23 protein-coding genes are annotated in these 25953 nt (G+C 38.1%); 12 read left to right on the top strand and 11 right to left on the bottom strand.

What is annotated here, in order from left to right; translation table 11 throughout:
* Positions 1-19 precede the first annotated feature (19 nt).
* From ACSVH6_RS11625 to ACSVH6_RS11585, 9 genes are all read right to left on the bottom strand, one after another.
* A complete protein-coding gene (locus ACSVH6_RS11625) occupies positions 20-889 on the bottom strand; it encodes an ABC transporter ATP-binding protein (protein WP_438078676.1) in 870 nt (289 codons plus the stop codon).
* 209 nt (positions 890-1098) lie between these two features.
* Positions 1099-1335 carry a hypothetical protein gene (locus ACSVH6_RS11620; protein WP_438078674.1) on the bottom strand — a complete coding sequence of 79 codons (237 nt, stop codon included), beginning with the start codon at positions 1333-1335 and terminating at the stop codon, positions 1099-1101.
* 100 nt (positions 1336-1435) lie between these two features.
* Entirely contained in the window at positions 1436-1849 is a 414-nt protein-coding gene (locus tag ACSVH6_RS11615) for a hypothetical protein (protein WP_438078672.1), read from the bottom strand.
* A gap of 301 nt (positions 1850-2150) precedes the next feature.
* Positions 2151-2927 (bottom strand): hypothetical protein, encoded by a 777-nt coding sequence (locus tag ACSVH6_RS11610; RefSeq protein WP_438078671.1) that lies wholly within the window; start codon positions 2925-2927, stop codon positions 2151-2153.
* 185 nt (positions 2928-3112) lie between these two features.
* Complete coding sequence (locus tag ACSVH6_RS11605) at positions 3113-3610, bottom strand: DUF4304 domain-containing protein (protein ID WP_438078669.1); 498 nt, start codon at positions 3608-3610, stop codon at positions 3113-3115.
* Between the two features lie 461 nt (positions 3611-4071).
* Positions 4072-4794 (bottom strand): hypothetical protein, encoded by a 723-nt coding sequence (locus ACSVH6_RS11600; protein ID WP_438078667.1) that lies wholly within the window; start codon positions 4792-4794, stop codon positions 4072-4074.
* Positions 4795-5017: 223 nt separating this feature from the next.
* Entirely contained in the window at positions 5018-5737 is a 720-nt protein-coding gene (locus ACSVH6_RS11595) for a hypothetical protein (protein WP_438078665.1), read from the bottom strand.
* Between the two features lie 275 nt (positions 5738-6012).
* A complete protein-coding gene (locus ACSVH6_RS11590) occupies positions 6013-6693 on the bottom strand; it encodes a hypothetical protein (RefSeq protein WP_438078663.1) in 681 nt (226 codons plus the stop codon).
* A 632-nt stretch (positions 6694-7325) separates the two neighbouring features.
* Positions 7326-8861: a T9SS type A sorting domain-containing protein gene (locus ACSVH6_RS11585; protein ID WP_438078661.1), complete on the bottom strand. Its 1536-nt coding sequence runs from the start codon at positions 8859-8861 to the stop codon at positions 7326-7328.
* Between the two features lie 338 nt (positions 8862-9199).
* On the opposite strand from ACSVH6_RS11585, the gene guaA reads away from it, so the two are divergent.
* The 6 genes from guaA (at position 9200) to yidC (ending at position 17243) form a co-directional block, all read left to right on the top strand.
* A complete protein-coding gene (gene guaA / locus ACSVH6_RS11580; protein WP_438078659.1) occupies positions 9200-10729 on the top strand; it encodes a glutamine-hydrolyzing GMP synthase in 1530 nt (509 codons plus the stop codon).
* A 95-nt stretch (positions 10730-10824) separates the two neighbouring features.
* The gene (locus ACSVH6_RS11575) at positions 10825-12885 is read left to right on the top strand and encodes a LysM peptidoglycan-binding domain-containing protein (RefSeq protein WP_438078657.1); all 2061 of its coding nucleotides are present in this window, start codon (positions 10825-10827) and stop codon (positions 12883-12885) included.
* Positions 12885-13289, top strand: coding sequence for an OsmC family protein (locus ACSVH6_RS11570; protein ID WP_438078655.1), 405 nt, complete (start codon positions 12885-12887; stop codon positions 13287-13289). Before ACSVH6_RS11575 ends, ACSVH6_RS11570 begins: the two co-directional genes overlap by 1 nt.
* Complete coding sequence (locus ACSVH6_RS11565) at positions 13290-13523, top strand: DUF3820 family protein (protein WP_438078653.1); 234 nt, start codon at positions 13290-13292, stop codon at positions 13521-13523.
* A gap of 159 nt (positions 13524-13682) precedes the next feature.
* A complete protein-coding gene (locus tag ACSVH6_RS11560; RefSeq protein WP_438078651.1) occupies positions 13683-15293 on the top strand; it encodes a CTP synthase in 1611 nt (536 codons plus the stop codon).
* A gap of 48 nt (positions 15294-15341) precedes the next feature.
* Positions 15342-17243, top strand: a complete 1902-nt coding sequence (gene yidC, locus ACSVH6_RS11555) for a membrane protein insertase YidC (RefSeq protein ID WP_438078649.1) — start codon at positions 15342-15344, stop codon at positions 17241-17243.
* A gap of 74 nt (positions 17244-17317) precedes the next feature.
* Here yidC and ACSVH6_RS11550 read toward each other — a convergent pair whose 3' ends face one another.
* On the bottom strand, positions 17318-18286 hold the full coding sequence (locus ACSVH6_RS11550; protein ID WP_438078647.1) for a fasciclin domain-containing protein: 969 nt from the start codon (positions 18284-18286) through the stop codon (positions 17318-17320).
* 321 nt (positions 18287-18607) lie between these two features.
* Here ACSVH6_RS11550 and ACSVH6_RS11545 point away from each other — a divergent pair, with 321 nt between their 5' ends.
* The gene (locus ACSVH6_RS11545; RefSeq protein WP_438078645.1) at positions 18608-18820 is read left to right on the top strand and encodes a hypothetical protein; all 213 of its coding nucleotides are present in this window, start codon (positions 18608-18610) and stop codon (positions 18818-18820) included.
* 91 nt (positions 18821-18911) lie between these two features.
* On the opposite strand, the gene ACSVH6_RS11540 is transcribed toward ACSVH6_RS11545, so the two are convergent.
* Entirely contained in the window at positions 18912-19487 is a 576-nt protein-coding gene (locus ACSVH6_RS11540; RefSeq protein ID WP_438078644.1) for a fasciclin domain-containing protein, read from the bottom strand.
* A 147-nt stretch (positions 19488-19634) separates the two neighbouring features.
* Here ACSVH6_RS11540 and ACSVH6_RS11535 point away from each other — a divergent pair, with 147 nt between their 5' ends.
* The 5 genes from ACSVH6_RS11535 to ACSVH6_RS11515 form a co-directional block, all read left to right on the top strand.
* A complete protein-coding gene (locus tag ACSVH6_RS11535; RefSeq protein WP_438078642.1) occupies positions 19635-20336 on the top strand; it encodes a toxin-antitoxin system YwqK family antitoxin in 702 nt (233 codons plus the stop codon).
* Positions 20337-20375: 39 nt separating this feature from the next.
* A complete protein-coding gene (gene mnmA / locus ACSVH6_RS11530) occupies positions 20376-21563 on the top strand; it encodes a tRNA 2-thiouridine(34) synthase MnmA (RefSeq protein WP_438078640.1) in 1188 nt (395 codons plus the stop codon).
* Positions 21564-21590: 27 nt separating this feature from the next.
* The gene (locus ACSVH6_RS11525) at positions 21591-23198 is read left to right on the top strand and encodes a S8 family serine peptidase (RefSeq protein WP_438078638.1); all 1608 of its coding nucleotides are present in this window, start codon (positions 21591-21593) and stop codon (positions 23196-23198) included.
* 19 nt (positions 23199-23217) lie between these two features.
* Entirely contained in the window at positions 23218-24162 is a 945-nt protein-coding gene (locus tag ACSVH6_RS11520; RefSeq protein ID WP_438078636.1) for an NAD(P)H-dependent flavin oxidoreductase, read from the top strand.
* 382 nt (positions 24163-24544) lie between these two features.
* A partial coding sequence (locus ACSVH6_RS11515; RefSeq protein ID WP_438078634.1) for a hypothetical protein occupies positions 24545-25953 on the top strand: 1409 nt, incomplete at its 3' end.

Below are 25953 nucleotides of genomic sequence, written 5' to 3'. Positions count from 1 at the left end.
AAGATTATCGTTCTAAAATTTATACTAAAGCGTTCAGTTTGGCAAAAAACACATCTTCCAGATTTTCTTCGGCTTTGACAAAACCGTCTATCGGATTTTCAGAAAAAACGTGAATCAACGGCTGTCCGCCTACCAATTTATTCGATATAACCTGGTGTTCTTCCTGATATTTAGCCAGTTCCTGTTTCGGTACTTTTTTCTCCCATACTTTACCGCGCACTTCCAATAAAGCATCATCGGTATTGCCGGCAAAAAGCACCCGTCCTTTATCAACGACCGCCATTTGGGTACACAACTCACGTACATCCTGTACGATGTGGGTCGAAAGTATGACAATGGTGTTTTCTCCGATTTCACTCAAAATATTATAAAAACGATTACGCTCTCCCGGATCCAAACCGGCAGTAGGCTCATCCACAATCACCAGTTTTGGAGAGCCAATCAAACACTGCGCAATACCAAAACGCTGACGCATACCACCGCTATAGCTGCTAACGGCATTTTTACGATGCTCCCAAAGATTTACTTTGACAAGCAACTGCTCAATCATTTGTTTGCGGTCGGCTTTGTTCTCAAAGCCTTTCAGTAAGGCCAGGTTATCAAGCAGGTCCACAGCGGAAGTTCTGGGATACACCCCAAATTCCTGAGGCAAATAGCCCAACACTTTGCGAACGGCTTCTTTGTCATGCAACACATCAATATCGCCTAAAGTAATCGAACCGCTGTCCGCATCTTGTAAGGTGGCAATGGTTCGCATCAGTGACGATTTACCGGCTCCGTTTGGCCCAAGCAAACCAAACATTCCTTTGGGGATGGTTAAGGAAACATTATTCAGGGCATGTACGCCGTTGCTGTATTTTTTGTCTAACTCTTTAATGATTAATTCCATAATTTCGGGTTGGTTTTGAGTGATTTTGAACCGATAAGACGGCAGGGTGTTCCATTTTGTTACAAGGGCTGCTCCAATAGGAACAAACCAATACCATAATAAAGGGGGAAGGTAGTCAAAATAAAACACACCTCACCCGTTGCTGTAACCGGTGAGGTGTGTTGGTTTTGAAGCACAGAGTGCTTTGTTAGCGGATGGCTGACCACCAATTATTTGCTGACTGCAATTATTATAAGAATCAAGTAAAACAAACTTCCGGCTGATAGAAGAAGAACTTGTCTCAAATCTGTTCTTGAATTTCCTGCTTTTCCATAGAAAATTTGATTGCCGGTAAACTTGGTTATAAACAAAAACACTATAGGAGCAAGCAAGAATATTACCAAACTGTTATTCCAAAAACTGTTTGAATTTTCTTTTTCAGTTGAATTTCTACTTTCTTTTGACATTGTTTGTTGAATTTCTCGGGAAGCTTTCTGCCAACGCTCCACAGCATGGCGAACGGACCGTAGGTAAACCGCTGTTGTAGGCAGTTTTTGCCATCCAATATTAGAAAGCTACCGTATGTCCGATATGTTCCGTGCTACTTGTTGGATCTGAAATAGGAATAACTAAGGTTGCATTTCCACCATTGATATTGCAAGAATATAATTCTGTTGTTACATAGGTGTTAGCTGTATTTGCACATGTAAAGAATATTGTATTTCCATCTGGGGAGACTGATATTGACGAATGAACTGTTCCAAAAAGAAAGCTAACATTTGCGGGTAAAACAATCGGAATTTGAGTTGCGTTGGTTCCATTATAATTAGCAATCCAAATTCCGTCACCTTTTTCATAAACAATTTTTCCAACAGGCGTAGAGCTTGTTGCAACACTGTCTGATGAACAGCTTATCTGAAATAAGATTCCGGCTAAGGCAAAAACAAATAAATACAGCGTACTTTTTAATAGATTTTTCATAATAATTGGTTTTATAGTAATAGTTAAAGTAATAGTTCCGGTTGAGGAGAAAATGACACACAACGCCCCACCGCTTTACGCAGTAGCTTCAACGTTAAATGATTAGTAGTAAATATAAACAAAAATTCCAAGCTAGTAATTTCCGGCAAAAGGAATAGGTTAGGAGCTATTGCGCCACCCGAGCCAACTTTAGTTGGCGAACGGATCGAAGCTACCCGAGACTGCGTTAGCAGTCGAACGGACGAAGGAACCCGAGGCCGAAGGCCTAACAGAGCGAAGCTAAACCGCTGTTAGCATTAGTTTATTTTTTATAGAAGAAGTATGCTTCTTCAATTGTTGGTTGCCAATTTTCTTTTCTTAATTTTTTTAGCTTTAAGTCTTCAAACAATTTTTTTGGCCCTTGAATTTTTATTGTAAACTGATCACGATTGCTTATATTTTTCTCATCTAAAGTATAAGAAATACTGTAGTCATCTTTAGCAACAATTTTCTCAATAAGTGGATCAAGATATTCACTGATTTTTTTTGGACTAGAAAACTCCTCCGTTTTTTTGAATTCAATTTCAAAGCTTCCTTCATATTTAAATTGCGGGCCATAATCAAATAAGAATTTTGGGTTTCTTTTTTGCTCAACTAAATATTTCTGATATTCAGTTTTGCTTTTAAATACCTTGATTTCGAAAATATATTCAAAAGGGTTTGTGGAATTTAGTTGTGAAATTTGTGAAATGTCAAATTGATAAGTATGACCATCATGCGTCATTGCACTTTTCAGATTTGGGTTTATTGTCCATGTACCTATTTCGTCATAGTCTTTAATAACAGTAAGTTTAAAACAAGGGTTTTCAAGCGAGTTTTTAACTTCACTACCTAAACTTATACTTTTTCTGAAATTTTCAATTGAAGCAGAATCCTCAATAATAAAGTTGAATTTTTCATATGACTTTTTTTTATCATATTGAGGATATCTTCCTATAATTTTAGTTTTTGAATTTACCTTTAGTGTGTCAAAAAGAGTTTTTTGAGCAAAAATTTGAACACTAAATAGTATGAGAATAAAAAATGTGATTTTTTTCATAAATGTTGTGAAATAAATTACCGCCAACGCCCCACCACTTTACCCAGCAGCATGACGTTAATGATGAGTTGTAAATGTAATCAAAAATTCAAAGCCAGTAATTTCCGGTGTAATGCTAACAAACTATTGCGCGACACGAGGCGAAGCCGACTGACGAAGTAAACCGCTGTTAGCAGCTGGCGTTTTTACATTAAATTATTTTCTACTAAAACTTTCTTCAAATAATCTCCAAAAAATACCATTTCTCCATATTTTTCAAGACAATCTTTAATCGTTTTTATCTTTTCCAATTCAGGTAAAATATGTTCTTCAAAATCAATTACAATTTCGTTTAAAAATTTATTTTCGTCAACATCGTCTGTTAAACAATAACCAGTTTTATTGTGATATTTATATTCAACTCTGCTTTGAGGAAGATATGAACCTTCTCTTGTATGAACCGTCATTTTTTGCGCCGTCGGTTTTTTTAAATTTTCTAAGACCGCTTTAATTGAAATTCCAATGTTAAAGCAAAAATCAACTTTGTTTTGGCTATTCCAAGAAAAATTTTGGAGTTGAATAATCATAAAAAAATCACCATTATCTTTCCACCAATTTTGGCCACTTGTCAAATAGCCCAAACTTTTCAATCTCGGTTTCAAATATTCTTTTACGATTTTGGTTTGTATTTCTTTTGCTGTCATTTATGCAGTTTTGGTTGACGCTTGCCACTAACGCCCCACAGCTTTACACAGCAGTATGACGTTTAGTGATTAGTTATAAAAGTAAACAAAAATCCCAAGTTCGTACATTTTCTACTTGTTTGTCTTGTAATTTACTATCCAAAATCGCACAACCTTTTTATAAAATGTAACGACAATATATGCTATTGATATAAGCAATACAAATGCAACAACTTGCCATAATAGCAAACCAAAACTAAAATTAGTTATTACTTTTTCCATATTCGTTTCTTTTTTTGAGCAATCCAGGAAAAGCTTACCACTAACGCCCCACAGCTTCACACAGCAGTATGACGTTTAGTGTTTAATTGTAAATATAATCAAAAATCTCAAGCCAGTAATTTCCGGCGCAATGCTAACCAGCCATTGCGGGACACGAGGCGAAGCCGACTAACGGAGTAAACCACTGTTAGTGGTAGTGTTTATATTTCGTTCAGTTCTGTCCTCATTAGCTCAATGATTTGATCTTTAATACTGTTAATGACCATAGCCGAAATTTCAATTTCTCTTTGGTCGGCTTTAATTTGTTCCTGATTATTTGTCAACATTAAACTTGGCAAATCACTCATCATTTTATTTGAAACTTCCATTGATTTATCATAAGCTAAATTAAGAACATCTAATTTTCTTAATATTTCATCACTTGCAATTAATCTAATCGTATTTGTTTCTTGTTTAATTTTCATTAAATCTTGACTTGCATCAAAAGTTAATTTCTGAATTTTTTTTGACAAAACAGTTACTGCATTCGTTTCTGCCTTTTTATTATTTTGGCTAGCCGCATGCAAATAATTTCTGTTGAATTCATCTAAAATGGGCATTAAATTTTCCTGATTTTTGACATTGTTTTCTCTAGTAAACTGGTCAAGAAGTTGAAAAAACTTAAAATAAGTTTCTTTTTTACTTTCGTATTGATATTTCCTTTTCGAAATATCTAATTGATGTTCTTTTTTTAAATTCTCAAGTTCGTGATTAAATTCAGATTTGATTTTTTCTGTTTCAGAAATTAGTTTTCTGTTTTCGGATTTCAACGCTTTCAACTTAGCCTTCTCTTGTATGTAAGATTTTAAAAAGAGAATTGCAAGCGTGATTAATCCTCCAGTTATGTAAATAAAATAAGGTTGCAATTTGTTTATTATTTCCATTTTAAGATATACGTTCTGAAACATTACCACTAACGTTCCGCGGCTTCGCGCAGTAGCGGCAAGTTAAGAAAAAATGTCATGCGGTAAACTGAAAACCGCTAGGTTTTCGGAGAAGCAGTTACTAGCTATTGAGCGAAATCGCTGTTATAGGCTGTGCATCTAAATAAAAATGCTGATTACAACAAAATGGTTTGTTATAATCAGCATCAAACCTATTTCAAAATTATTGCTTTGAAGGTGTTGGTTTCTGTGGAGGCGGTGCTTGTCTTGTTGGTTGCTCGCTCTCTTTGATTACTCTCGGCTCTTGCGGTTTTGGCGGTGGCGGAGGTTGCTGAATTTTGTGTTCATCACTCATAATATTCTTATTGGTTATATAGACTTTCTGTATTTCTTCTTTTTCGTGATTAATATAATTTACGCTGTATAATATTGAACTCAAAAAAAGGGCTAATACACAGTTTAATATTTGAATTTTAGAATTATGTAAATATGCGGATTTTTTGTCATTATTGAAAGTATTATTTTCTACACATTTAATTAAAATGTTTTCAACGTTATTTTTAACAAGTGAATCCAATGTAACTTCTTTACCTAATTCTTTTTTATACTTGTCATAATAAGATTTCATATTTTCATATTCCACATCTATAAAGTTGGCACTTGGAAAACCATTATATTTGTAGCCTTTGTAAAAATCGTTATATGATTTGACCAGGTAATATATGCAGAATAACCAAAAAACAAGTGCAACAATTATTGCAACAATGAAAGAATATTTTAGATATATGTTTTCGTTTTTGTAATTGTATTTGCTAGTCAAGAAATAAATTCCAGCCAATATTGCAGTTAAAATTCCAATGGGAATATTCAAAGAATTATTTAAACTATCTTTTCTTTCTTCTTCTTTGTAAAACCATTCTTTTATAAATTCAAATTTGTCCATTCATTTATATTCTATAGTTTCTTTAATGCGTGTTTTGGCATAGCCTATAACTTGTTTATATACTCAACTTTTTGGCTTTTTATTCAGTATGGCTAACCTTTTTGGGTGTGTTATACGCAACTTTGGTGAAGCATTACTTCTGATAAGAAGAATACCCGCCCACTAAAATATAAAATTCCTACGAATAATCACCATACAAAACACAAATCACTACCCCACACCAAAAAAGAAGCCCGAGGCATCACCCCGGGCTCATCACAGCAACCAGTCCCACATCATACCGCACCGTCACCTTCTTCTTTGTTACGCTTAGCCGCCCGCATACGCTGCACCAACTTCAAACCCGTATACTCATCCTGCGTAACCGTCCCCTTAAAAACAAGCTTACCGTTGCGCATAATCTTCTTAATCATACGCTTCAACTCCTCATAGTGCCCCACATTTTTATTCGTAAGCTGCTTGCGGCTGTCCATCATCTCATTTTGAATCCTGTTTTTGTCCTCCAGGCTCGCTCGGTGCGCCTCTAAGGTGTCGGCAAAATCAGCAGCCATCCCTTGTGCAACCAACTCACTTTGATGAGCTCCAATAAATTGTTTCACCCCTTCAATCTTCAAAATAGCCCCCTCAATGTTCCCGTTAAGCAAATCATTTTTTAAACCGCTTACAATAGCAGTATTCAATGCCGCTTCCTCAAAATACACACTCAAATAATTCAGTTCCTTATTCAACTGATTAGCTTCGGCATACAAACTCGCCGTAATGCCCTTTTGACTCTCGGTCAACATCAGGCTGCTTTCCAAATGCTTCACAAAATCAAGCTTAGCAATAAAAGCATCTTTAAAGTCATTGTTCATCGTTGCAAACCGACTTTTGATAGCATCAAAATCACGAGTATAACTCGTCAAAATAAAGTCACCCAAGGCGGTAACTTCTTCTAATTTTACGTAACTGTTCATAATTTTACATTTTTAAATTAAAATTCCTTTACCAAATAGCAACACACTATTTGTAGGTAAAAACGCAATCAGCGTGCCGTAAATCGTTGGAAGTAAAAACTTTAACTAATTTTTAACAATTCACCAACAAGCAATAGGGGCCAACCCCGCCATATTCCCGTCGTCACATAACCAGGCAAAGGAACTCCACACTCCTTTAGCATAACGAACAATACAAATGAAGCATTGGCTTGTATAAATGAAGCATCCGGTCGTATAAATAGAGCATCCAGCTGTATAAATAGAGCATCCGGTTGTATAAATGAAGCATCCGGTTGTATAAATGAAGCATCCGGCTGTATAAATGAAGCATCCGGCTGTATAAATAGAACATCCAGTTGTATAAATAAAGCATCCGGTCGTATAAACAGAGCATCCTGCTATATAAATAGAGCATCCGCTCCTGTAAATCGGGTTTTCCCTTGGCGTGTAGCGGTATAGGGGAGACCAAACGATACAGTACAAACAAACAACCCAATCCTTTTCCTCACAGGTGCTTTTATCAAAAAGCGAATTGGGTTTCGCGGCAGTGGGTACAAATAAAAAACCCGAACAATAATTTGCTCGGGTTTTACAAAAGGGTGTTGTGGGAATTATTTTTTGATAACTTTTAAAGTCTTTACGTTATTTCCCGCCGCAATTTTCACAACATAAGTAGCAGGCTTCAAAGCCGAAAGATTGATGGCGCCCTGCTCAGATGGCAAAGCTTCAGTCAGCAACTCTTGTCCAAGCATATTGTAAACAGTAACCGAGGCAGTCTCCCCAAGATTTTTGAGGTGCAACCAATCAGTTACCGGATTAGGATAAACCTCAAACTCATTCCCCGATACAGTCGGAACACTCAAGGAGCTGTTGTTGTATTTCACAACCACGGCATAATCCAGGTTGCTGCCACACATATACACCGTACTAAAATCAGCCGAAGCGATAATGTGAGAGAAGTAATTGTATCCTGAGTTCCCGCTAAGATACGGGATGTTAAATAATACATAGCCATTGGTGCCAAAAGTACTGTCTAATGTACCGTCCTGGTTATAACGTGCCATGATAATATAAGGGGTAAATGAAGCTCCGCTGGTGGGCTTCACAGTACCTCCCAAGAGCAATTTTCCGTCAGGCTGAACAAGGATTTTTGTAAAGTCAGCAAATTTATCGCCTTCAATAATCAGGTCGGATAGCGTTAATAATCCGTTAGTCCCAAAAGAAGTGGAGGGATTACCGGCCGCGTTCCATTTTTCAATACTGTTTACCACCGGCATCGAAGTCCCGTTTCCAATCTGTCCGCCCAATACATAGATGTTGTCATTCTGATCCAACGCTAAGTCCGATTTAGCCCAGTTGTAACAAGTATAATCGTGTTGTCTCACTGCAGGCTGCCCGCTTCCGTTTGGAATAATGGCAAAAGTAGCTCTGGTGTATGAGGTTTGAGTAGAAGTACTTTGATGAAACGCCGACATACCCGAAACAATGACTTGCCCGTTAGACATGATATCAATATCACCAATTCGCTCATCCGTAGCATAGCCTATCGAAGTATAAGCCACGTTGATGCCCAATTCCGTAGCGTCAAAGTTAAACGTAGTGTCTTTTGTACCGTCTAAATTGTGTCTTCGGGCATAATAATCATTATAACTTCCATAAGCAGTATCGCTGTTACCGCCTATAAGAAGTTTTCCGTCATTCGATACTTTCATACGAACCTGATTGTAAATGTCGTTCCCAAGGTCAAGGGTAACGTAACCCGCTCCGCCGCCAAGGCTCGACTCAACCGTACCGTCAAAGTTATAACGCCCCATGTTGTAAACATCATAAATGCCTTTGGTCAACAACACAATTTGGTTATTAACCACCCAAAAATTTTCAATGTAGTAATAGGGTTGAACAATATTGATGACACCATTGACTCCAAACGTAGTATCCGCTTCACCATTGGCATTCAATCTCTTGAATTGGGTTCCCTGAATGTAGATGATTTTGCCGTCGGGCTGAACAAACTCCCCAAAGGTAGCTCCGTTATTTCTGCTCACAGTCACATAACCATTGGTTCCGAAGGTAGTGTCAGAAACACCATCTTGTGCCCAGGTCAATGCAGTGAAAAGAAGTAATACACTAATAGTAATTTTTTTCATGCTTGATTTTTTTTGTCCCTACTCTTTAAGCTTTTCGGATTTCGCTCCGTTTGATTGGTTTCTGGTCTCCAAGATTCAAAAAAATCGAGAGCAAAGAAAAAGAAAAGAGCTATAAAACTCAAAAACAGGTACCATAAAATATTAACAATCAATCATTCATTATTGTTAAATTGTCGTTCAAAGTAAATGCACTCGATTAACGGCAATAACAAAGAGAACCCCTGTACCCAAATGAGGCTTTACAGAAGTAAAATACCTCTTATCAAGGCTGAAATCGAAAATCACAAATAAATAACGCCAACCATTTTATATTTTAATTCAGAATAGTACTTTTGCACATGCAACACAACGTACTTATTTTAGATTTCGGCTCGCAATACACACAACTCATTGCACGCCGCGTAAGGGAACTGAATATCTTTTGTGAAATCTTCCCTTTTAATCATTTTCCCAATGATTTATCGTCCTACAAAGCGGTTATCCTTTCCGGTAGCCCTTATTCCGTAAGAGCCGAAGACGCTCCTCATCCTGATTTGTCCCAAATTAGGGGCAAACTCCCGTTACTTGCCGTGTGTTACGGTGCCCAATATTTAGCCCACTTCAATGGTGGCGAAGTAGCGCCAAGCAACATCCGCGAATACGGTAGAGCCAACCTGTCCTTCATCAAAGACGATGAAGCCTTTTTTGAGGAAGTCGCTTTAAACAGCCAGGTGTGGATGAGCCACAGCGATACCATCAAACAAATGCCGACGAATGGCGTTTTATTGGCCAGTACTAAAGACGTAGCCAATGCCGCCTACCGCATCGATGGCGAAAACACCTATGCCATTCAGTTTCACCCCGAAGTATACCATTCCACTGACGGAAAACAAATCTTAGAAAACTTCTTGGTTAAGATTGCCGAGGTACCACAAAACTTTACACCCAATGCTTTCGTTGAAGATTGTGTAAAAGAACTGCAGGAAAAAGTCAAAAACGATAAAGTCGTGCTCGGCCTCTCCGGTGGTGTCGATTCTACAGTGGCCGCCGTTTTATTAAACAAAGCCATCGGCAAAAACCTCTATTGTATCTTCGTAAACAACGGCTTGCTTCGTAAAAATGAATTCGAAAATGTGCTCCACCAATACAAAGACATGGGCTTAAACGTAAAAGGTGTCGACGCTTCCGAAAGGTTCCTGGCAGCGTTGAACGGTATCGAAGACCCCGAAGCCAAGCGCAAAGCCATCGGCCGTGTTTTTATCGAAGTATTTGATGACGAAGCCCACCATATCGAAGACGTCAAATGGTTAGCCCAAGGCACCATTTACCCTGATGTCATCGAATCCGTTTCCGTCAAAGGCCCGTCTGCCACCATCAAGTCTCACCACAACGTAGGCGGCTTACCCGATTATATGAAACTGCAAATCGTAGAGCCTTTGCGCATGCTGTTCAAAGATGAGGTGCGAAGAGTTGGAAAAACACTGGGCATTGATGACGAATTGCTGGGCAGACATCCTTTCCCGGGGCCCGGTTTATCCATAAGAATATTAGGAGCCATCACACCGGAAAAGGTGAGAATCCTTCAGGAAGTAGACGCCGTCTTCATCAACGGTCTAAAAGAACACGGCTTGTACGACAAAGTATGGCAGGCCGGTGCCATCTTGCTTCCGGTCAATAGTGTCGGAGTCATGGGCGACGAGCGTACGTATGAAAAAGTAGTAGCGCTCCGTGCCGTTGAATCAACAGACGGTATGACCGCGGATTGGGTGCATTTGCCTTACGAGTTTTTGATGAAAATCTCTAACGAAATCATCAATAAAGTAAAAGGAGTCAATCGGGTAGTGTATGATATCAGCTCGAAACCCCCGGCAACGATAGAGTGGGAGTAATCCCATTTTATCGACAAACGGTTAAAAAAAATCGGTTATTTGCTTTGAAATAAAAAAGATTTGTTAATTTTAGCCATGAATAAAACAATTTGTACATGAAAAATCGCATCCTTTTTTCAATATTACTGACAGTATTCTCTTTTGTGGTCAATGCATCGGCCATGCAGGAGAAATATATTAAACATACTGTTGTTAAAGGGGAAACTGTCAATAGCATTGCGCAAAAATACAAGGTAACTCCTTTTGATATTTACAAGTTAAACCCGGATTCCCAAAACGGAATTCAGTTGAATAGTGTTCTGTTAATTCCGCCTTCAACGGTAATGCCTACCGCTGTGAAACCGGTTGCTCAAAAACAAACAGGAAACCCGCCTACCACGCATTTGGTACAGCCTAAAGAAACATTGTACAGCATTGCCAAACAATTCAATATAACTATTGAGGCATTAAAAGAAGCCAACGGTACGCTGTTGAATAACGGTTTAAAAATTGGACAAACCATCAAAATTCCGGCTGCTGTCGGGGAGCGTCCTGTAGCAACTGTGCCAACGGTCGAAGCACCCAAAGAGGTAGTAAAAGAACCCGTTAAGGAAGTAGTGAAAGAGGTAGCCAAAACGGCGGAGCCTAAGACAGAAACCGCCTTTCACGTGATTGAACCTAAAGAAACCAAATATGGTGTTTCCAAACGATACGGAATGACCATCGAGGAATTGGAACAATTGAATCCGCAAATTTTAAACGGCTTTCCTATAGGAATGAAATTAAAAGTGGCTGCAACGGAGAATGCGGTGGCGGAAACCCCGGTTAAAACAGACTCGGGCACGGGTACAACAACCAAACCGGTTGTCACACCCAATGCTTCCAGTGGTAAAAAGTACTTACAGGAGTATGTGGTACGACCAAACGAAACGATTTCAAGTATCGCCACTACATACGGCATGTCCGAAAGCGAATTGTTAGAACTGAATCCGGAATTGAAAAGAGGCGTAAAACCCGGTATGATTCTCAGGGTGCCCATCATCTCCAAAAAGGAACTACCCAAACCGGATCCTGTTCAGGGACAAGGAAACTTACTGAAAAAATTAAATACTAATGCGAGGAAACAACTCGCATTACTTTTACCCTTTAATATCAACAAGATCCAAAGTGATACGTTGAACACGACACAAGAGCGTTTGAAAAAAGATAAGTTTCTGAATCTAACGCTTGATTTCTATTCCGGCGCTTTGATGGCTATCGATTCGGCAAAGGTTTTAGGATTGAATGTAGACATCAAAATCCTGGATTCTCAGGAAACTAAAAGTACTTCCAATGTAGCCAATTTGGTCACTCAGGAGAATTTAGGAAGCATGGATGCCATCATCGGACCCTTCTACCAATCCAACGCTGAGAAATTAGCGGAACTGGTAGGGGCTACCGGTACCCCGGTAATTTCTCCTTTGTCTAAAGAATCAGGAAAAAAATACGCTAACCTTTACCAGTCCATGCCAACGGCTGACCTGTTGCGCTCTTCTGTTTTTAACTACATGCGCGCCAAAGGCGGGAATATTATTGCGGTAATAGACCCGAAGAAAGGTAGTGTTAAGCAGTACATTCAGGACATGCAAAAAGGAGTTCGCGTAGTGGGGCTCAATGAAAAAGGAGGAATCGTGGCTGACAGTTTAAAAGTGCGGTTGCAAAAAGACAAACTCAACTATGTGGTGCTGGCTTCAGAGAGTACCAGCATGATTTTGGCCACTACCGCGGCTATGTTAGCGGCCCAAAAAGAGTATCAGGTACAATTGGTTATTATGGAGCCAAATGAAACTTTGGATTACGAAGAAATTCCGTTGAATCGTTTGACCAAATTGAAAATGCTATACCCTTCGCTGTCACGTCCGAATGAGACCGATGAAGCCAATCAGTTTGACGCCAAATACAAAAAACTGAATAAAATTATTCCGAATCAATATGCTATTCGTGGCTTTGACGTAACCTTTGATACCTTGTTGCGTCTTTCACAAGACAAGCCTTTCAATGAAACAGTACAGACAGCTGCTTCGGAACAAATAGAAAACAAATTTGAATATGTTGCCAATACTACAGCGGGGTATTCCAATAAGGGAATTTACATCCTGTATTACGATGACGATTTAACAATAAAAGAAGCTTTATAATGCCTACTTCCAAAGTTACATACCTGGGTGATTTACGCACCTCTTCCATACACTTACAATCCGGCAGCGAAATTATTTCGGATGCCCCTTTAGACAATAACGGCAAAGGCGAAGCTTTTTCGCCAACGGATACAGTAGCCAATGGTTTGGCCAGTTGTATGTTTACCGTAATGGGTATCAAAGCCCGAGAGATGAATGTGGATTTCTCAGGTTCAACGGCTGAAGTAACCAAAGTAATGGCAGCCGAACCCAGACGTATTTCAGAAATTCATGTTACTTTCCATATGAATTTGGAACCCGATGATAAAACCAAAACTATTTTGGAAAGAACGGCCATGACCTGCCCGGTTCATTTTAGTTTGCATCCTGATATCAAAAGGGTGATTGTCTTTAATTGGAAGTAATTGAATTCGCAACAGCAACTCCTGATTAAACTGGCGCATGCCAAAATGCCGTTCGGCAAATACGAAGGGTATTATCTTATCGATTTACCCGAATACTACGTGGTTTGGTATTCCAATAAAGGGTTTCCCAAAGGGCAACTGGGGGAACAATTGCAACTCGTTTATGAACTCAAATTAAACGGTTTGGAACAACTGGTACGCAACATTAAAAAACAATATCCTAAGCCAATTTGAAAATGTCATAATTTGAAAATTTGAAGATATTATAAGTGCGTTTAGCAATCCCAAAAAATAATAATTTTCAAATCTTCAAATTCTCAAATCTTCAAATTAAATCAGTACTTTTGCCTGGTTTTTTACAACAACGACAACAACACAACAATTACTTTTACAATGAATCCAACAAAATACATTTTTGTTACCGGCGGTGTGACCTCTTCCTTAGGAAAAGGTATCATTGCGGCTTCCTTGGCCAAGTTACTACAGGCCAGGGGATATCGAACAACTATTCAAAAATTTGACCCGTATATCAATGTGGATCCGGGAACTTTGAATCCTTATGAACACGGAGAATGTTTCGTAACGGATGACGGAGCGGAAACCGATTTGGATTTAGGGCATTACGAAAGATTTTTAAACGTACCTACCTCGCAAGCGAATAATGTGACCACCGGAAGAGTGTATCTTTCGGTAATAGAAAAAGAAAGAAGAGGCGAGTTTTTAGGGAAAACGGTACAGGTAGTCCCTCACATTACCAACGAGATTAAAGAGCGCATGCAATTGTTGGGCAAGTCGGGAGATTATGATATTGTAATCACTGAAATTGGTGGAACAGTCGGCGACATTGAATCGCTTCCTTATATTGAATCGGTACGTCAATTGGTTTGGGAATTAGGAGAGCACAACAGTATAGTGGTGCATTTAACCTTGATTCCTTATTTGGCTGCTGCCGGAGAATTGAAGACCAAACCCACACAACATTCGGTAAAAACCTTAATGGAAAGTGGTATTCAGGCCGATATCTTAGTGTGCAGAACAGAACATGAATTGTCGGATGAATTGCGTCAAAAACTGGCTTTGTTCTGTAATGTGAAAAGAGAAGCGGTAATACAGTCTATCGACGCTTCAACTATTTATGAAGTGCCCAATTTAATGTTGGAAGAGGGATTGGATATAGTAGCCTTAAAGAAATTAAATCTTCCCAAAAAATCCGCTCCGGATTTGAAAAACTGGAATACTTTTTTACACCGATTAAAGCATCCGAAACAGACAGTAAATGTTGGTTTAGTTGGAAAATATGTTGAATTACAAGATTCTTATAAATCGATTTTAGAGGCATTTATTCATGCCGGTGCTGCCAATCAAACCAAAGTAAATGTAATCAGTCTGCATTCAGAATATATTGATGAAGCCAATGCGGCAGAACAATTGCAAGGGTTGGACGGAATCTTAATTGCTCCGGGTTTTGGAAGTCGTGGGATAGAAGGTAAAATTGAAACGGTTCGTTATGCCCGCGAAAATAATATTCCGTTTTTCGGAATTTGTTTGGGAATGCAAATGTCAGTAATCGAATATGCCAGAACTGTTTTAGGTTTAAAAGATGCCAATTCGACGGAGATGAATGAGAAAACCAAAAATCCGGTTATTTCTTTAATGGAAGAACAAAAAAATATTACGGACAAAGGAGGAACGATGCGTCTTGGAGCTTGGAAATGTAATATTCAGGAAGGAAGTTTGGCACACAAAATTTATGGCAAAAGCCAAATTACGGAGCGTCACCGTCACCGTTACGAATACAACAATAAATACAGAAATCAACTGGAAAGTGCCGGTTTGATTGCTTCGGGAGTGAATCCGGATACCGGTTTGGTTGAGATTGTGGAACTTCAAAACCATCCTTTTTTTATCGGGGTACAGTACCATCCTGAATATAAGAGTACCGTTGCAAATCCACACCCTATTTTTGTTAGCTTTGTGGCCGCTATGGTAAAACATAAAAAATAAATTAGTAACAATATTCCAATTGTTGCTTCTTATGACAAATACTTAAAAATGGAACAAAAAAAATTTGATTTTAATTCAATTATCGGATTCGGTTTAATCTTCGTAATCATCATGTGGATGATGTATAATAACCGTCAAACCGATCTGAAAGAGCAACAGGAAAAAGCTAAAAAAGAAAAAGTAGAAAAGGCACAACAGGCAAAACAAAGCAAAACCAAAGAATTAGCCGCAGTAGCGCAAGATTCTACAGTTGCCGATTCGGTTAAAATAAAAGAGCTTCAGGGAGCTTTGGGTAGTTTTGCTTATTCGGCAACTTTGCCGTCTGCCAAAGAAGCTTTCACCACTTTGGAAAACGAATTCATAAAATTGAAAATCGCTAACAAAGGAGGGTATATTGCTGAAGCCACTTTGAAAAACTATGAACGTTTTACGAAGAATTCTAAACAACTGGTAGCCTTAATCAAGGATAACAATGCTGATTTTAACCTGCAGTTGCAAACCAAAGACAATCGTGTTTTAAATACCAAAGATTTGTTTTTTGAACCGACTTTAACCAAAGTAGGTGAGAATCAAATTCTTTCCATGAAACTAAAATCAGGAGCTAATGAATATTTGGAATACAAATACGTACTGGCACCGAAGAAATATTTAGTTGATTTTGATATTCATTCACAAGGACTGAGTGCCGTTTTGAACACATCAAAACCGATTGATTTGCAATGGGACTTGAAAACGTTCCGCAACGAAAAAAGTATCTCGTATGAGAATCGTTATGCCGATGTTCGCTACGAATATGAAGATGGAAAAGACAATTATGTAGGGCAGGGGAAAGATAAAGAAGAAACTCCGGAAAAAGTTACTTTTATCGCCTTCAAACAACATTTTTTCACGACCATTTTGTTGACCAAAACGCCGTTTGCAACTTCAAAATTGCATTCCAACAATTTGGTTAATGATGAAAAAATCGACACCACTTTCACAAAACAGTTCAGAGCCAATGTGCCATTGGTTGCTACTAATGGAGAGTTAGATTATAAAATGAACTGGTATTTTGGGCCTACAGATTACAAAACATTGAAAGAGTATGACCGTGGCATGGACAAGATTATACCATTAGGTTGGGGAATTTTCGGCTGGATTAATAAGTTTATTTTCATTCCGCTGTTTGGTTTCTTGAGTTCATTCATGGGATTGGGTATTGCAATCATCATCTTTACTATTTTGATTAAAATAGCCATGTCGCCTATCACATTTAAATCATTCTTGTCGCAGGCGAAGATGAAAGTATTGCGTCCTGAGATTATGGAAATTGGAGAAAAATTCAAAAAAGATCCAATGAAAAAGCAACAGGAAACGATGAAATTGTACAACAAAGCAGGCGTAAACCCTATGGCAGGCTGTATTCCGGCTTTGATTCAAATTCCGTTTATGTATGCATCATTCCAATTCTTCCCGTCAGCGTTTGAATTGAGACAACAACCTTTTTTATGGGCTAAAGATTTATCGTCATTTGATGAAATCGTTAAATTACCATTCCACATTCCGGTGTATGGTGACCACATCAGTTTGTTCCCGATTTTGGCTGCCATTGCTATTTTCTTTTATATGAAAATGACTTCAGGCGACCAAGCGATGGCTCAACCGCAGCAGGAGGGCATGCCGGATATGACCAAAATCATGAAAATGATGATTTATATTTCCCCGGTAATGATGTTGTTGTTCTTCAATAATTACGGTTCAGGATTGAGTTTGTATAACTTTATTTCCAACTTAATTACCATTGGAATCATGTTAGTGATCAAAAAGTATTTTATCAACAGTGATAAAATTCATGCTCAAATTCAGGAGAATAAAGCAAAGCCGAAAACTGAAGGAAAGTTCCAAAAGAAAATGAGAGAAATGATGGAACAGGCTGAAGCACAGAAACAATTACAAAACAAGAAAAAGTAAATACTTCAAAATAAAGTAAAAGTAAAAGCGCGGTTATAAACCGCGCTTTTTTTATATTAGTCAGACGACGATGTTTATAATGCAGGTAATAGTACTTTGCTCAGAACATGTATCACACCATTTGATGCTTGAACATCGGTGGCAACAATGTTACACTCTCTATTGTTTGCATCTTTGAGTCTGGCGCCTCCGCTTAAAAGCACAGTGAAGGTTTGTGCCGGAGTTAAGATAGGCGTTACCACTTGTCCTTCTGTTAATGAAGAGGAAAGCACATTTGCCGGACTTACCACATGATATTGCAACACTTTAGTTAAATTGGCTGCCGATACACCGGCAATTCCTCCCGGGGCTAACTCAGTGTTTAACGAAGTAAAGGCTGCATTGTTTGGGGCAAAAACAGTAAAAGGTCCTGTTCCTGAGAGTACAGAAACAAAATCAGGTTGATTGGGATCTGTTAATGCTCCTACTAAGTTTGAGAAATCAGGATTAGCAATAGCATGATTTACAACCGTCGGCAGACCAATAACATTATCCACAATATGAATAACTCCGTTAGAAGCCTCAATATCTGCGGTCACTACTGTTGCGCCACCATTAGTAGCACCACCGTTTAATTTTACGGTTGTTCCAACTTGTACAAACATGCTCAAAGTGTTGGTTGCGGAAGCTGATCCTTTGGCTAATGTTTTTACATAACCGGTGGTCAACTCGTTACTGTAAAATGATCCTGAAACAACATGATTTTTTAAAATCTCTGTTAATACATCTACAGGAACAGCATCTAAATTGGCAAATCCATTAGCGGTTAGGAATGCTTGGAATTTGTCATTGGTTGGCGCAAATACCGTAAAGTCTCCCGGGCTATCAAAAGTAGAAGTCAATCCGGCTTTGTTAAGCGCTTGTACCAGAATACTCAAATTCGGATTAGATGATGCAATAGCGGCAATCGTTTGCGGCTGATTTGAATTGTTATCGTCACTACTGCACGAAAAGGTCAACAGTGAGAACAATGTAATACTTAATAATTTTGTTAGATTTTTCATGATTTTTTTCTTTAGTGTTTCGGCTAAATTAAAAATTATTGTTTAACAAAAATTAAAAAAGAATAAACAAAATGACAATTTATAATAAATTTAACAATTTTGTTTTAGCATTATAAGAATCTCTTTAGCAGTCTTTTATAAGTATTTATTGAGTTTTTTTAAATAAATGTTATCTGAAAGTGTTCGAATAGTTAAACAAAATGAATATCTTTTTTAAAACAATTTTAACAATAAGAGGTATACTAAAAAAAAAATATTCTTCGTTTTGTATAATAGCCTTAAATTTACAACTTCATTTATCACCGTATATAATTATTCTGTATGAAATTTATTTTCCTTTTTTTAATGCAAACCCTTGCTCTTTTTGCCCAAGACGTCAATAAGTTCGATGAAAACGGAAAAAAGCATGGTTTATGGAAAGGTATTTACGAAGAGTCTAAACGCCCCCGTTACGAAGGTACTTTTGAACACGGGAAGGAAACAGGAATTGTTGGGTTTTTTGATGCTTGTTTGATAAAAAAAAGAATAAATTAAGGAAAGTTCAATAATGTAAAATGATTATATAACTTTTATAGAATAAAAAAAGCTCCTTATTAAGGAGCTTTTTTTATTCTATGTTTTGTTATTATTCCGTGACAGGAAGCATAACACTATCTATTGGGTTAAGAGTTCCGTTGCTGCAATTAACATCTCTGGCAAGTACTGTAGCTGCAAAATATGAAGATGACGAATCAGGATTAGTCAATGTTAATATGTTATTGTAAAAATAATAAGTTGAAGGGTCAGTATTGTCTTCAATCATCACTTTAAAGTTTTGACCTTGTAATGTCGTTATTTCTTGGTTGTTGGTTAATGATGTAGAAAGAACTCTAGTAGTCAAAACGTGGTATTTTAAGATATTAGCTAAATATCCTGGATAATCTTCTTCTAATTGAGCAAGACTAGGCTCTCCTAGACCGGAAAGAAAGCTCGAAAAAGCATCATTGGTTGGAGCAAAGACAGTATAATCACCCTGTGTTTCAAATGTGGAAGTTAAATTAGTTAAATCTAAAGCAACTACTAGACTGTCCATTTCAGGAGTCGCTTTTGCAATTGTAGCAATTGACTGTGCTCCTACTGATTTATTACCATTGTCTTGTGAGCATGAGATTACTGAAATAGCTATTGCAATTCCACCCAGTTTTTTCATTAAATTTTTCATTTGGTGTTAGTTTAAATTTTTCCAAATGTAAAAAAAAAATGTTCTAAATTAAAATTTTTGTAAAAACATAGTATTGTAAAGTTTTGATAAAAGAAGCGTTAAAGAATACTAAAACTTTTAATTTTGCGTTTTTAAATAAATTATTTTATGAGATTAGTTTTTATTTTCTTTTTTTTTATTAAACTATGCTTTGCCCAAGACGTCAATAAGTTCGATGAAAACGGGAAAAAGCATGGTTTATGGAAAGGTATTTACGAAGAGTCTAAACGCCCCCGTTATGAAGGTACTTTTGAACATGGTAAAGAAACAGGCATATTTAGATTTTTTGATGATACTAAAGTCGGTACGGTAATTGCCACACGCGAATTCAATGCCAAGGATAATTCGTGCTATACGATTTTTTATAATCAGAAAAATAATAAAGTAAGTGAAGGGAAAGTCGTGAACAAGCAGTTCGAAGGAGAATGGAAATATTACCACGAAGATTCTCCCGTTGTCATGACACTTGAAAATTACACGAACGGAAAATTAAATGGAGTCAGAAAAGTATTTTATCTCAGTGGGAAGATAGCTGAAGAAACGACTTATAAAAACGGTATCAAAGATGGAGCTTATAAAAACTATGCTGAAAATGGTGTGGTGATGGAAGAAACCATTTATAAAAACGGGGAGTACGACGGACCGGCAATTTTTAGAGATCCATTGGGGAAAATTACCGGGCAAGGACTTTTTAAGAATGGTAAAAAAGTGGGCGTCTGGAAAATTCTTGAAAAAGGAAAATTGAAAGAGATTAACATGAATAAACAAGGGAAGAAATTCCAAAAAAGAGTTAAACCGTTAGAAGAATAACAATTTATCGAGTAATTTTGGAGCAAATTTTGCTAAAAAATGAAAAGAGTTGTTGTTGGGCTTTCAGGAGGTGTAGATTCGAGTGTTGCTGCTTATTTATTAAAAGAACAAGGCTACGAAGTTATTGGACTTTTTATGAAGAATTGGCACGACGATTCAGTGACCATTTCCAATGAATGTCCGTGGCTGGAAGATAGTAACGATGCGCTACTCGTTGCTCAAAAACTGGGGATTCCTTTCCAAACAGTTGATTTAAGCGAACAATACAAAGAAAAAATAGTTGACTATATGTTCAACGAATACGAACAAGGGAGAACTCCAAATCCCGATGTATTGTGTAATCGTGAAATCAAGTTTGATGTTTTTATGAAAATAGCGCTAAGTCTCGGAGCTGATTTTGTAGCCACCGGGCATTATTGTCGCAAAGGAGAAATCGAAGTAGATGGAAAACCCGTTTATCAGTTGTTGGCGGGTAAGGATGGCAATAAAGACCAATCTTATTTTCTGTGCCAATTATCTCAAGAACAATTAGCGAAATCACTATTCCCAATAGGAGAATTGACCAAACCGGAAGTTCGTGAAATAGCAACGCAGTTAGATTTAGTTACTGCCGAGAAAAAAGATTCGCAAGGGTTGTGTTTTATCGGTAAAGTTCGTTTGCCCGAATTTTTGCAACAACAACTACAACCAAAAGAAGGTTTGATTTATGAAATCAATTCTGATAATCCTATTTACGCACAAGAATTGCCAAGTTTTGCCTCTTTAGAAGAGCAATTGGCTTTTGAAGCTCGGGGGATTTCTTATTTGCCTGAAAACGGAAAAATAGTAGGAAAGCATCAGGGAGCTCATTATTTTACTATAGGTCAACGCAAAGGGCTCAATGTGGGAGGGACGAAAGAAGCGCTTTTCATTATTGCTACTGATGTTAAATCAAATGCAATTTATACCGGTCAAGGCCAAAATCATCCTGGTTTATTCAAAAAAACACTGCGGGTCCAACCTTCTGAAATCCACTGGATACGTCAAGACTTGGCGCTAAAGAACGGAGAGTGTATGGAGGTTATGGCTAGGATACGATACCGACAAGCTTTACAAAAAGCTACTTTGTACCAATTTGATAGTGGATTATATGTTGCCTTTGATGAGCCGCAATCCGCAATAACAGAAGGTCAGTTTGTAGCTTGGAACATTGGGGAAGAATTAGTGGGTTCAGGAGTAATTTCATAAATTAGCGTTTTCCAAAAGGATAGTGCTATGAAAAAAATACTGTTATTCGTTTTTTTTCTTTCAGGTTTTTTAGGCTATACACAAGAAGATGCCTGGGTTTACTTTAATGATAAGCCTAATGCACAGCTTTTTTTTGATAATCCACTGAGTGCCTTAACCCAAAGAGCCTTGGACAGAAGAACGGCACAAACAATTTCGCTGGATATTACGGATGCTCCTATTGAACAGACTTATATTGATCAAGTTGCAGCGTCTCCCGGGATTACCGTAAAGGCCCAATCCAAATGGCTGAATTGTTTGCATATTCGAGGAAGTATTGATGATATTCAGGCACTGACCTCTTTTGTTTTTGTAGATCATATTCGTTTTGCCAATAGTTCTCTCAATAGCAAAACAACAGTTTCAAGGCCCTTAATTCCTGTTAACAAAGTGCTGGATGTGCAAACAACTTTTGCCTATGGCAATTCGGGAAACCAAATTCAGATGCTAAATGCGGATTTGTTGCATCAGGCCAATTACACCGGGGACGGTAAAATTATTGCGGTTTTAGATTCCGGATTTTCTGCGGCCAACACCATTACTCCTTTTAACCGAATGTTTAACCATGGGTTGTTTTTAGGAGGCTATAATTATGTTGCCCAAAATACAGATGTGTTTTCTACTCATAATCACGGTACAATGACATTGTCCTGTATGGCAGGCTATGTTGATGGGCAATTGGTGGGAACTGCACCTGATGCCCAATACTATCTTTTCATAACCGAGGATGTGTCCGGAGAAAATCCTGTGGAAGAAAGTTATTGGGTTGAAGCCGCTGAAGAGGCTGACAGGTTGGGTGTAGACATAATTTCAAGTTCTTTAGGATATGCAGTTTATGATAATCCCAATTACAGTCATTCGTATGAAGATTTAGACGGAAATACAGCTTTTGCATCTCAGGGTGCCAATATCGCTTTCAATAAAGGGATAATCGTAGTAGCCAGTGCCGGAAATTCGGGAGCTACAACAAATCCCTACATAAATGTACCCGCCGAAGCTACGAATGTCTTAGGTGTAGGTGCTGTACAACCAGATAGAACTTATGCCGGCTTCAGTTCCATTGGTCCTAGTTTTGATGGAAGGGTAAAACCCGATGTCATGGCTCAAGGGCAGGATGCTGTCATTTCCAATATTACAGGTGCTGTAGTCACAGCCAGCGGAACTTCTTTTTCATGTCCCATTTTAGCAGGAGCTATTGCGTGTTTCTGGCAGGCTATTCCATGGGCTACTAATGCACAATTAGTCGATTTTGTCAAGCAATCGGCAGACCGATATAGTAATCCGACCAATCAGTATGGGTACGGAATACCTGATTTCCAATTGGCATTAAATACTGCGCTGTCAGTTAATGATATTTCCAAAAGCAGATTTTTGGTCTATCCGAATCCCGCTCAGGATTTTTTGACTTTTTCTTTTCCCAACGATTTGGATGAGGTTCAGGTCAGTTTTTACAATGATTTGGGGCAAATTGTTTTGGAGCAATCTGTTCAAAAAACAAATCAAATGGTTTCTTTAGAGCAATTATCGTCCGGAATTTATTTGTATAAAATTAAAAGTCAGTCTTTTGTCCAAACCGGAAAAATTATCAAAAACTAAATATACTCGTATTCTTTTTATGAATAAAATTACCCAACTTTTCAAAATACAATATCCAATTATTCAAGGAGGAATGATTTGGAACAGCGGTTATAAATTAGCAAGTGCAGTTAGTAATGCAGGTGGGCTAGGGTTAATAGGAGCGGGCTCGATGTATCCGGATGTGCTTCGGGAACATATTCAAAAATGTAAAAAAGCAACAGACAAACCATTTGGGGTTAATGTTCCGATGCTATACCCGAATATTGAAGAAATCATTCAGATTATCATAGAAGAAGAGGTGAAAATCGTCTTTACTTCGGCTGGAAATCCTAAAACTTGGACCAGTTATTTAAAAGAGAAAGGCATTACAGTTGTACACGTGGTGAGCAGTTCCAAATTTGCCTTAAAAGCTCAGGAGGCTGGTGTAGATGCTGTCGTTGCAGAAGGCTTTGAGGCCGGAGGGCACAACGGACGTGAAGAAACAACGACGCTTACTTTGATTCCTATGGTGAAAGAACAAATCCGAATTCCGTTAATAGCTGCAGGAGGGATAGCCAGTGGCAGGGGAATGTTGGCGGCTATGATTCTTGGTGCTGATGGTGTTCAGATGGGCTCTCGATTTGCCGCTTCTGAAGAGAGTTCTTCTCATGATAATTTCAAGAATGTTATTTTAGAAACCAAAGAAGGGGATACGCAGCTAACCCTGAAAGAGTTAGCTCCGGTGCGTTTAATTAAGAATAAATTTTTCAACGATATTCAGGATTTATATGCAAAATGCCCCACACCGGAAGAATTGAAAAACTTGCTGGGTAGAGCCAGGGCCAAGCGAGGAATGTTTGAGGGAGATTTAGTAGAAGGCGAATTGGAGATTGGTCAAATAGCCGGATTGATTCATGAAATTAAACCGGTAAGTGCAATTATAGAAGATATTATGGCCGAATTCAAATCGGCTGCAGTTGAAGCCGGAAAATTAACCTTTTAATTCTTCTTTGCCAGGTTGCAATTAATCGGCAGCAGTTTGTTTTTCGAAGTATATTTATTAACAATTTTATTTTCGTCAATTTTTTTTGAAAGTATTAATAACTTCATTCTTGAGCTTTATTTTTTCATAAATAATTTTATTTCAGCTTTTTATGTTTTTTAGCAGTTGTTAATAGTTTGTTAATAATGTTGATTATTTTGTTTATAACATTTTAACAACTCAAAAGATGAGATTATTTTAATCTGTAATATAGTAGTAGCATTTTTACTTTGGATAAAACTATATAAATCCTAATTCAGGAAGTCATCCATAACATCGATTTTGGATGGTAACAATGAAATAGAAATCCATAAAATTCAAAAGTGTTTAAACTGAATTGCTTATGAGAATAATTACTCTTGCTAAAAAATATTTTTTAAAACTTGCTTTAGTTGCCTTTTTATTTGGTTTCAATAGTATAGTCTATGCGCAATGTCCGACAATCACCAATCCAAATCAAAGTTTTTGTGATACACAGTCGCCTACTGTTGCCAGTTTGGTAGCAACAAACAACGGAGGGGGAATTAAATGGTACGCCAATGCAGGTGATCCGGCCGGAGCTTTTTTGGCGCCAGGTACAGGTTTGCAAAATGGAGAAGACTATTTTGTGGATGACAATACCGGTGCTTGTGGATCAAGACAGAGTGTGACGGTTTCTATTTATTCTGCTCCCATTGCAGATCCGTTTCAAGGGCCTTGTGTAGAAAATCTCAACGATGCCACACTTCAGAATTTTGTAGCAATAGGGAATAATATACAATGGTATGCTACCCCAACAGGAGGTAGTCCATTACCAATCACGACAGTTATTGTAAACGGCACTCTTTACTATGCCAGTCAAACCAATCCGAATACCGGTTGTGAAACATCAAGAAGAGCTGTTAGGGCTGTAGTGGGTTACGTGCCTACTCCGACCGGAAGTCCGATTCAGAATTTTTGTAATTCGGGCACGCCCCCAACAGTTAGTAATTTAGATGCTACCGGAAATAACAATTGGTACCTCAATTCGTTTTCCAGTTTTCCTCTGGATCCTTCTACACCTTTGATTAACGGTCATACTTATTATGCAACCACTGTGGATCCACCATGTGAGAGTGTCAATAGGTTTGCGGTTTTGGCTAATATTTATGATATTAATGATGCCGGCTCTAACGGGGTTTTGAATATCTGTGAAAATTTAATCAGCAGCACGGCGCCTTTTGATTTGTTTAATTTGTTAGGAGGGACGCCTGATAATACCGGAGTATGGACAGGTCCAATAGCTACATCGAATGGTTCTCAGGGAACTTTGAATGTCTCTTCCATGACGTTGGTCGGAAGTCCTTATGTTTTTACATACACGGTGAGTAATCCGGCTTGTGCCAACGCTACAGCTACTGTAACTATTTCTGTTTTGCCTTTGGCTACTGCTACAGTGGCCGTGAATCCTGATACCATTTGTGAAGGAGCTACTTCAAACATAACTTTTACTGGTACACCAAATGCCACGATAACCTATACTTTAAACAACGGAAGTGCTCAGACTGTAGTTTTGAACGGTTCGGGAACAGCTACCGTTACTAATCCTTTTTTGACAACGACAACAGTTGATATTATTAATGTTGCTAGTTCAACATCACCAAGTTGTGATAATCCGCAACCAAGCAGTGCTGTAATAACAGTTATTCCTGCTCCCGATGCTACAGCATCTTTTGATCAACCGGCTGTTTGCTTAGGAGATATTTCAGTACTGACCTTTACAGGAACCGCCGA

This window comes from Flavobacterium sp. XGLA_31 (assembly GCF_051547105.1).
GTDB lineage: Bacteria > Bacteroidota > Bacteroidia > Flavobacteriales > Flavobacteriaceae > Flavobacterium.
The sequence above is the reverse complement of the archived record's forward strand: the minus strand, read 5'-3'. Positions and strand labels throughout refer to the sequence as shown.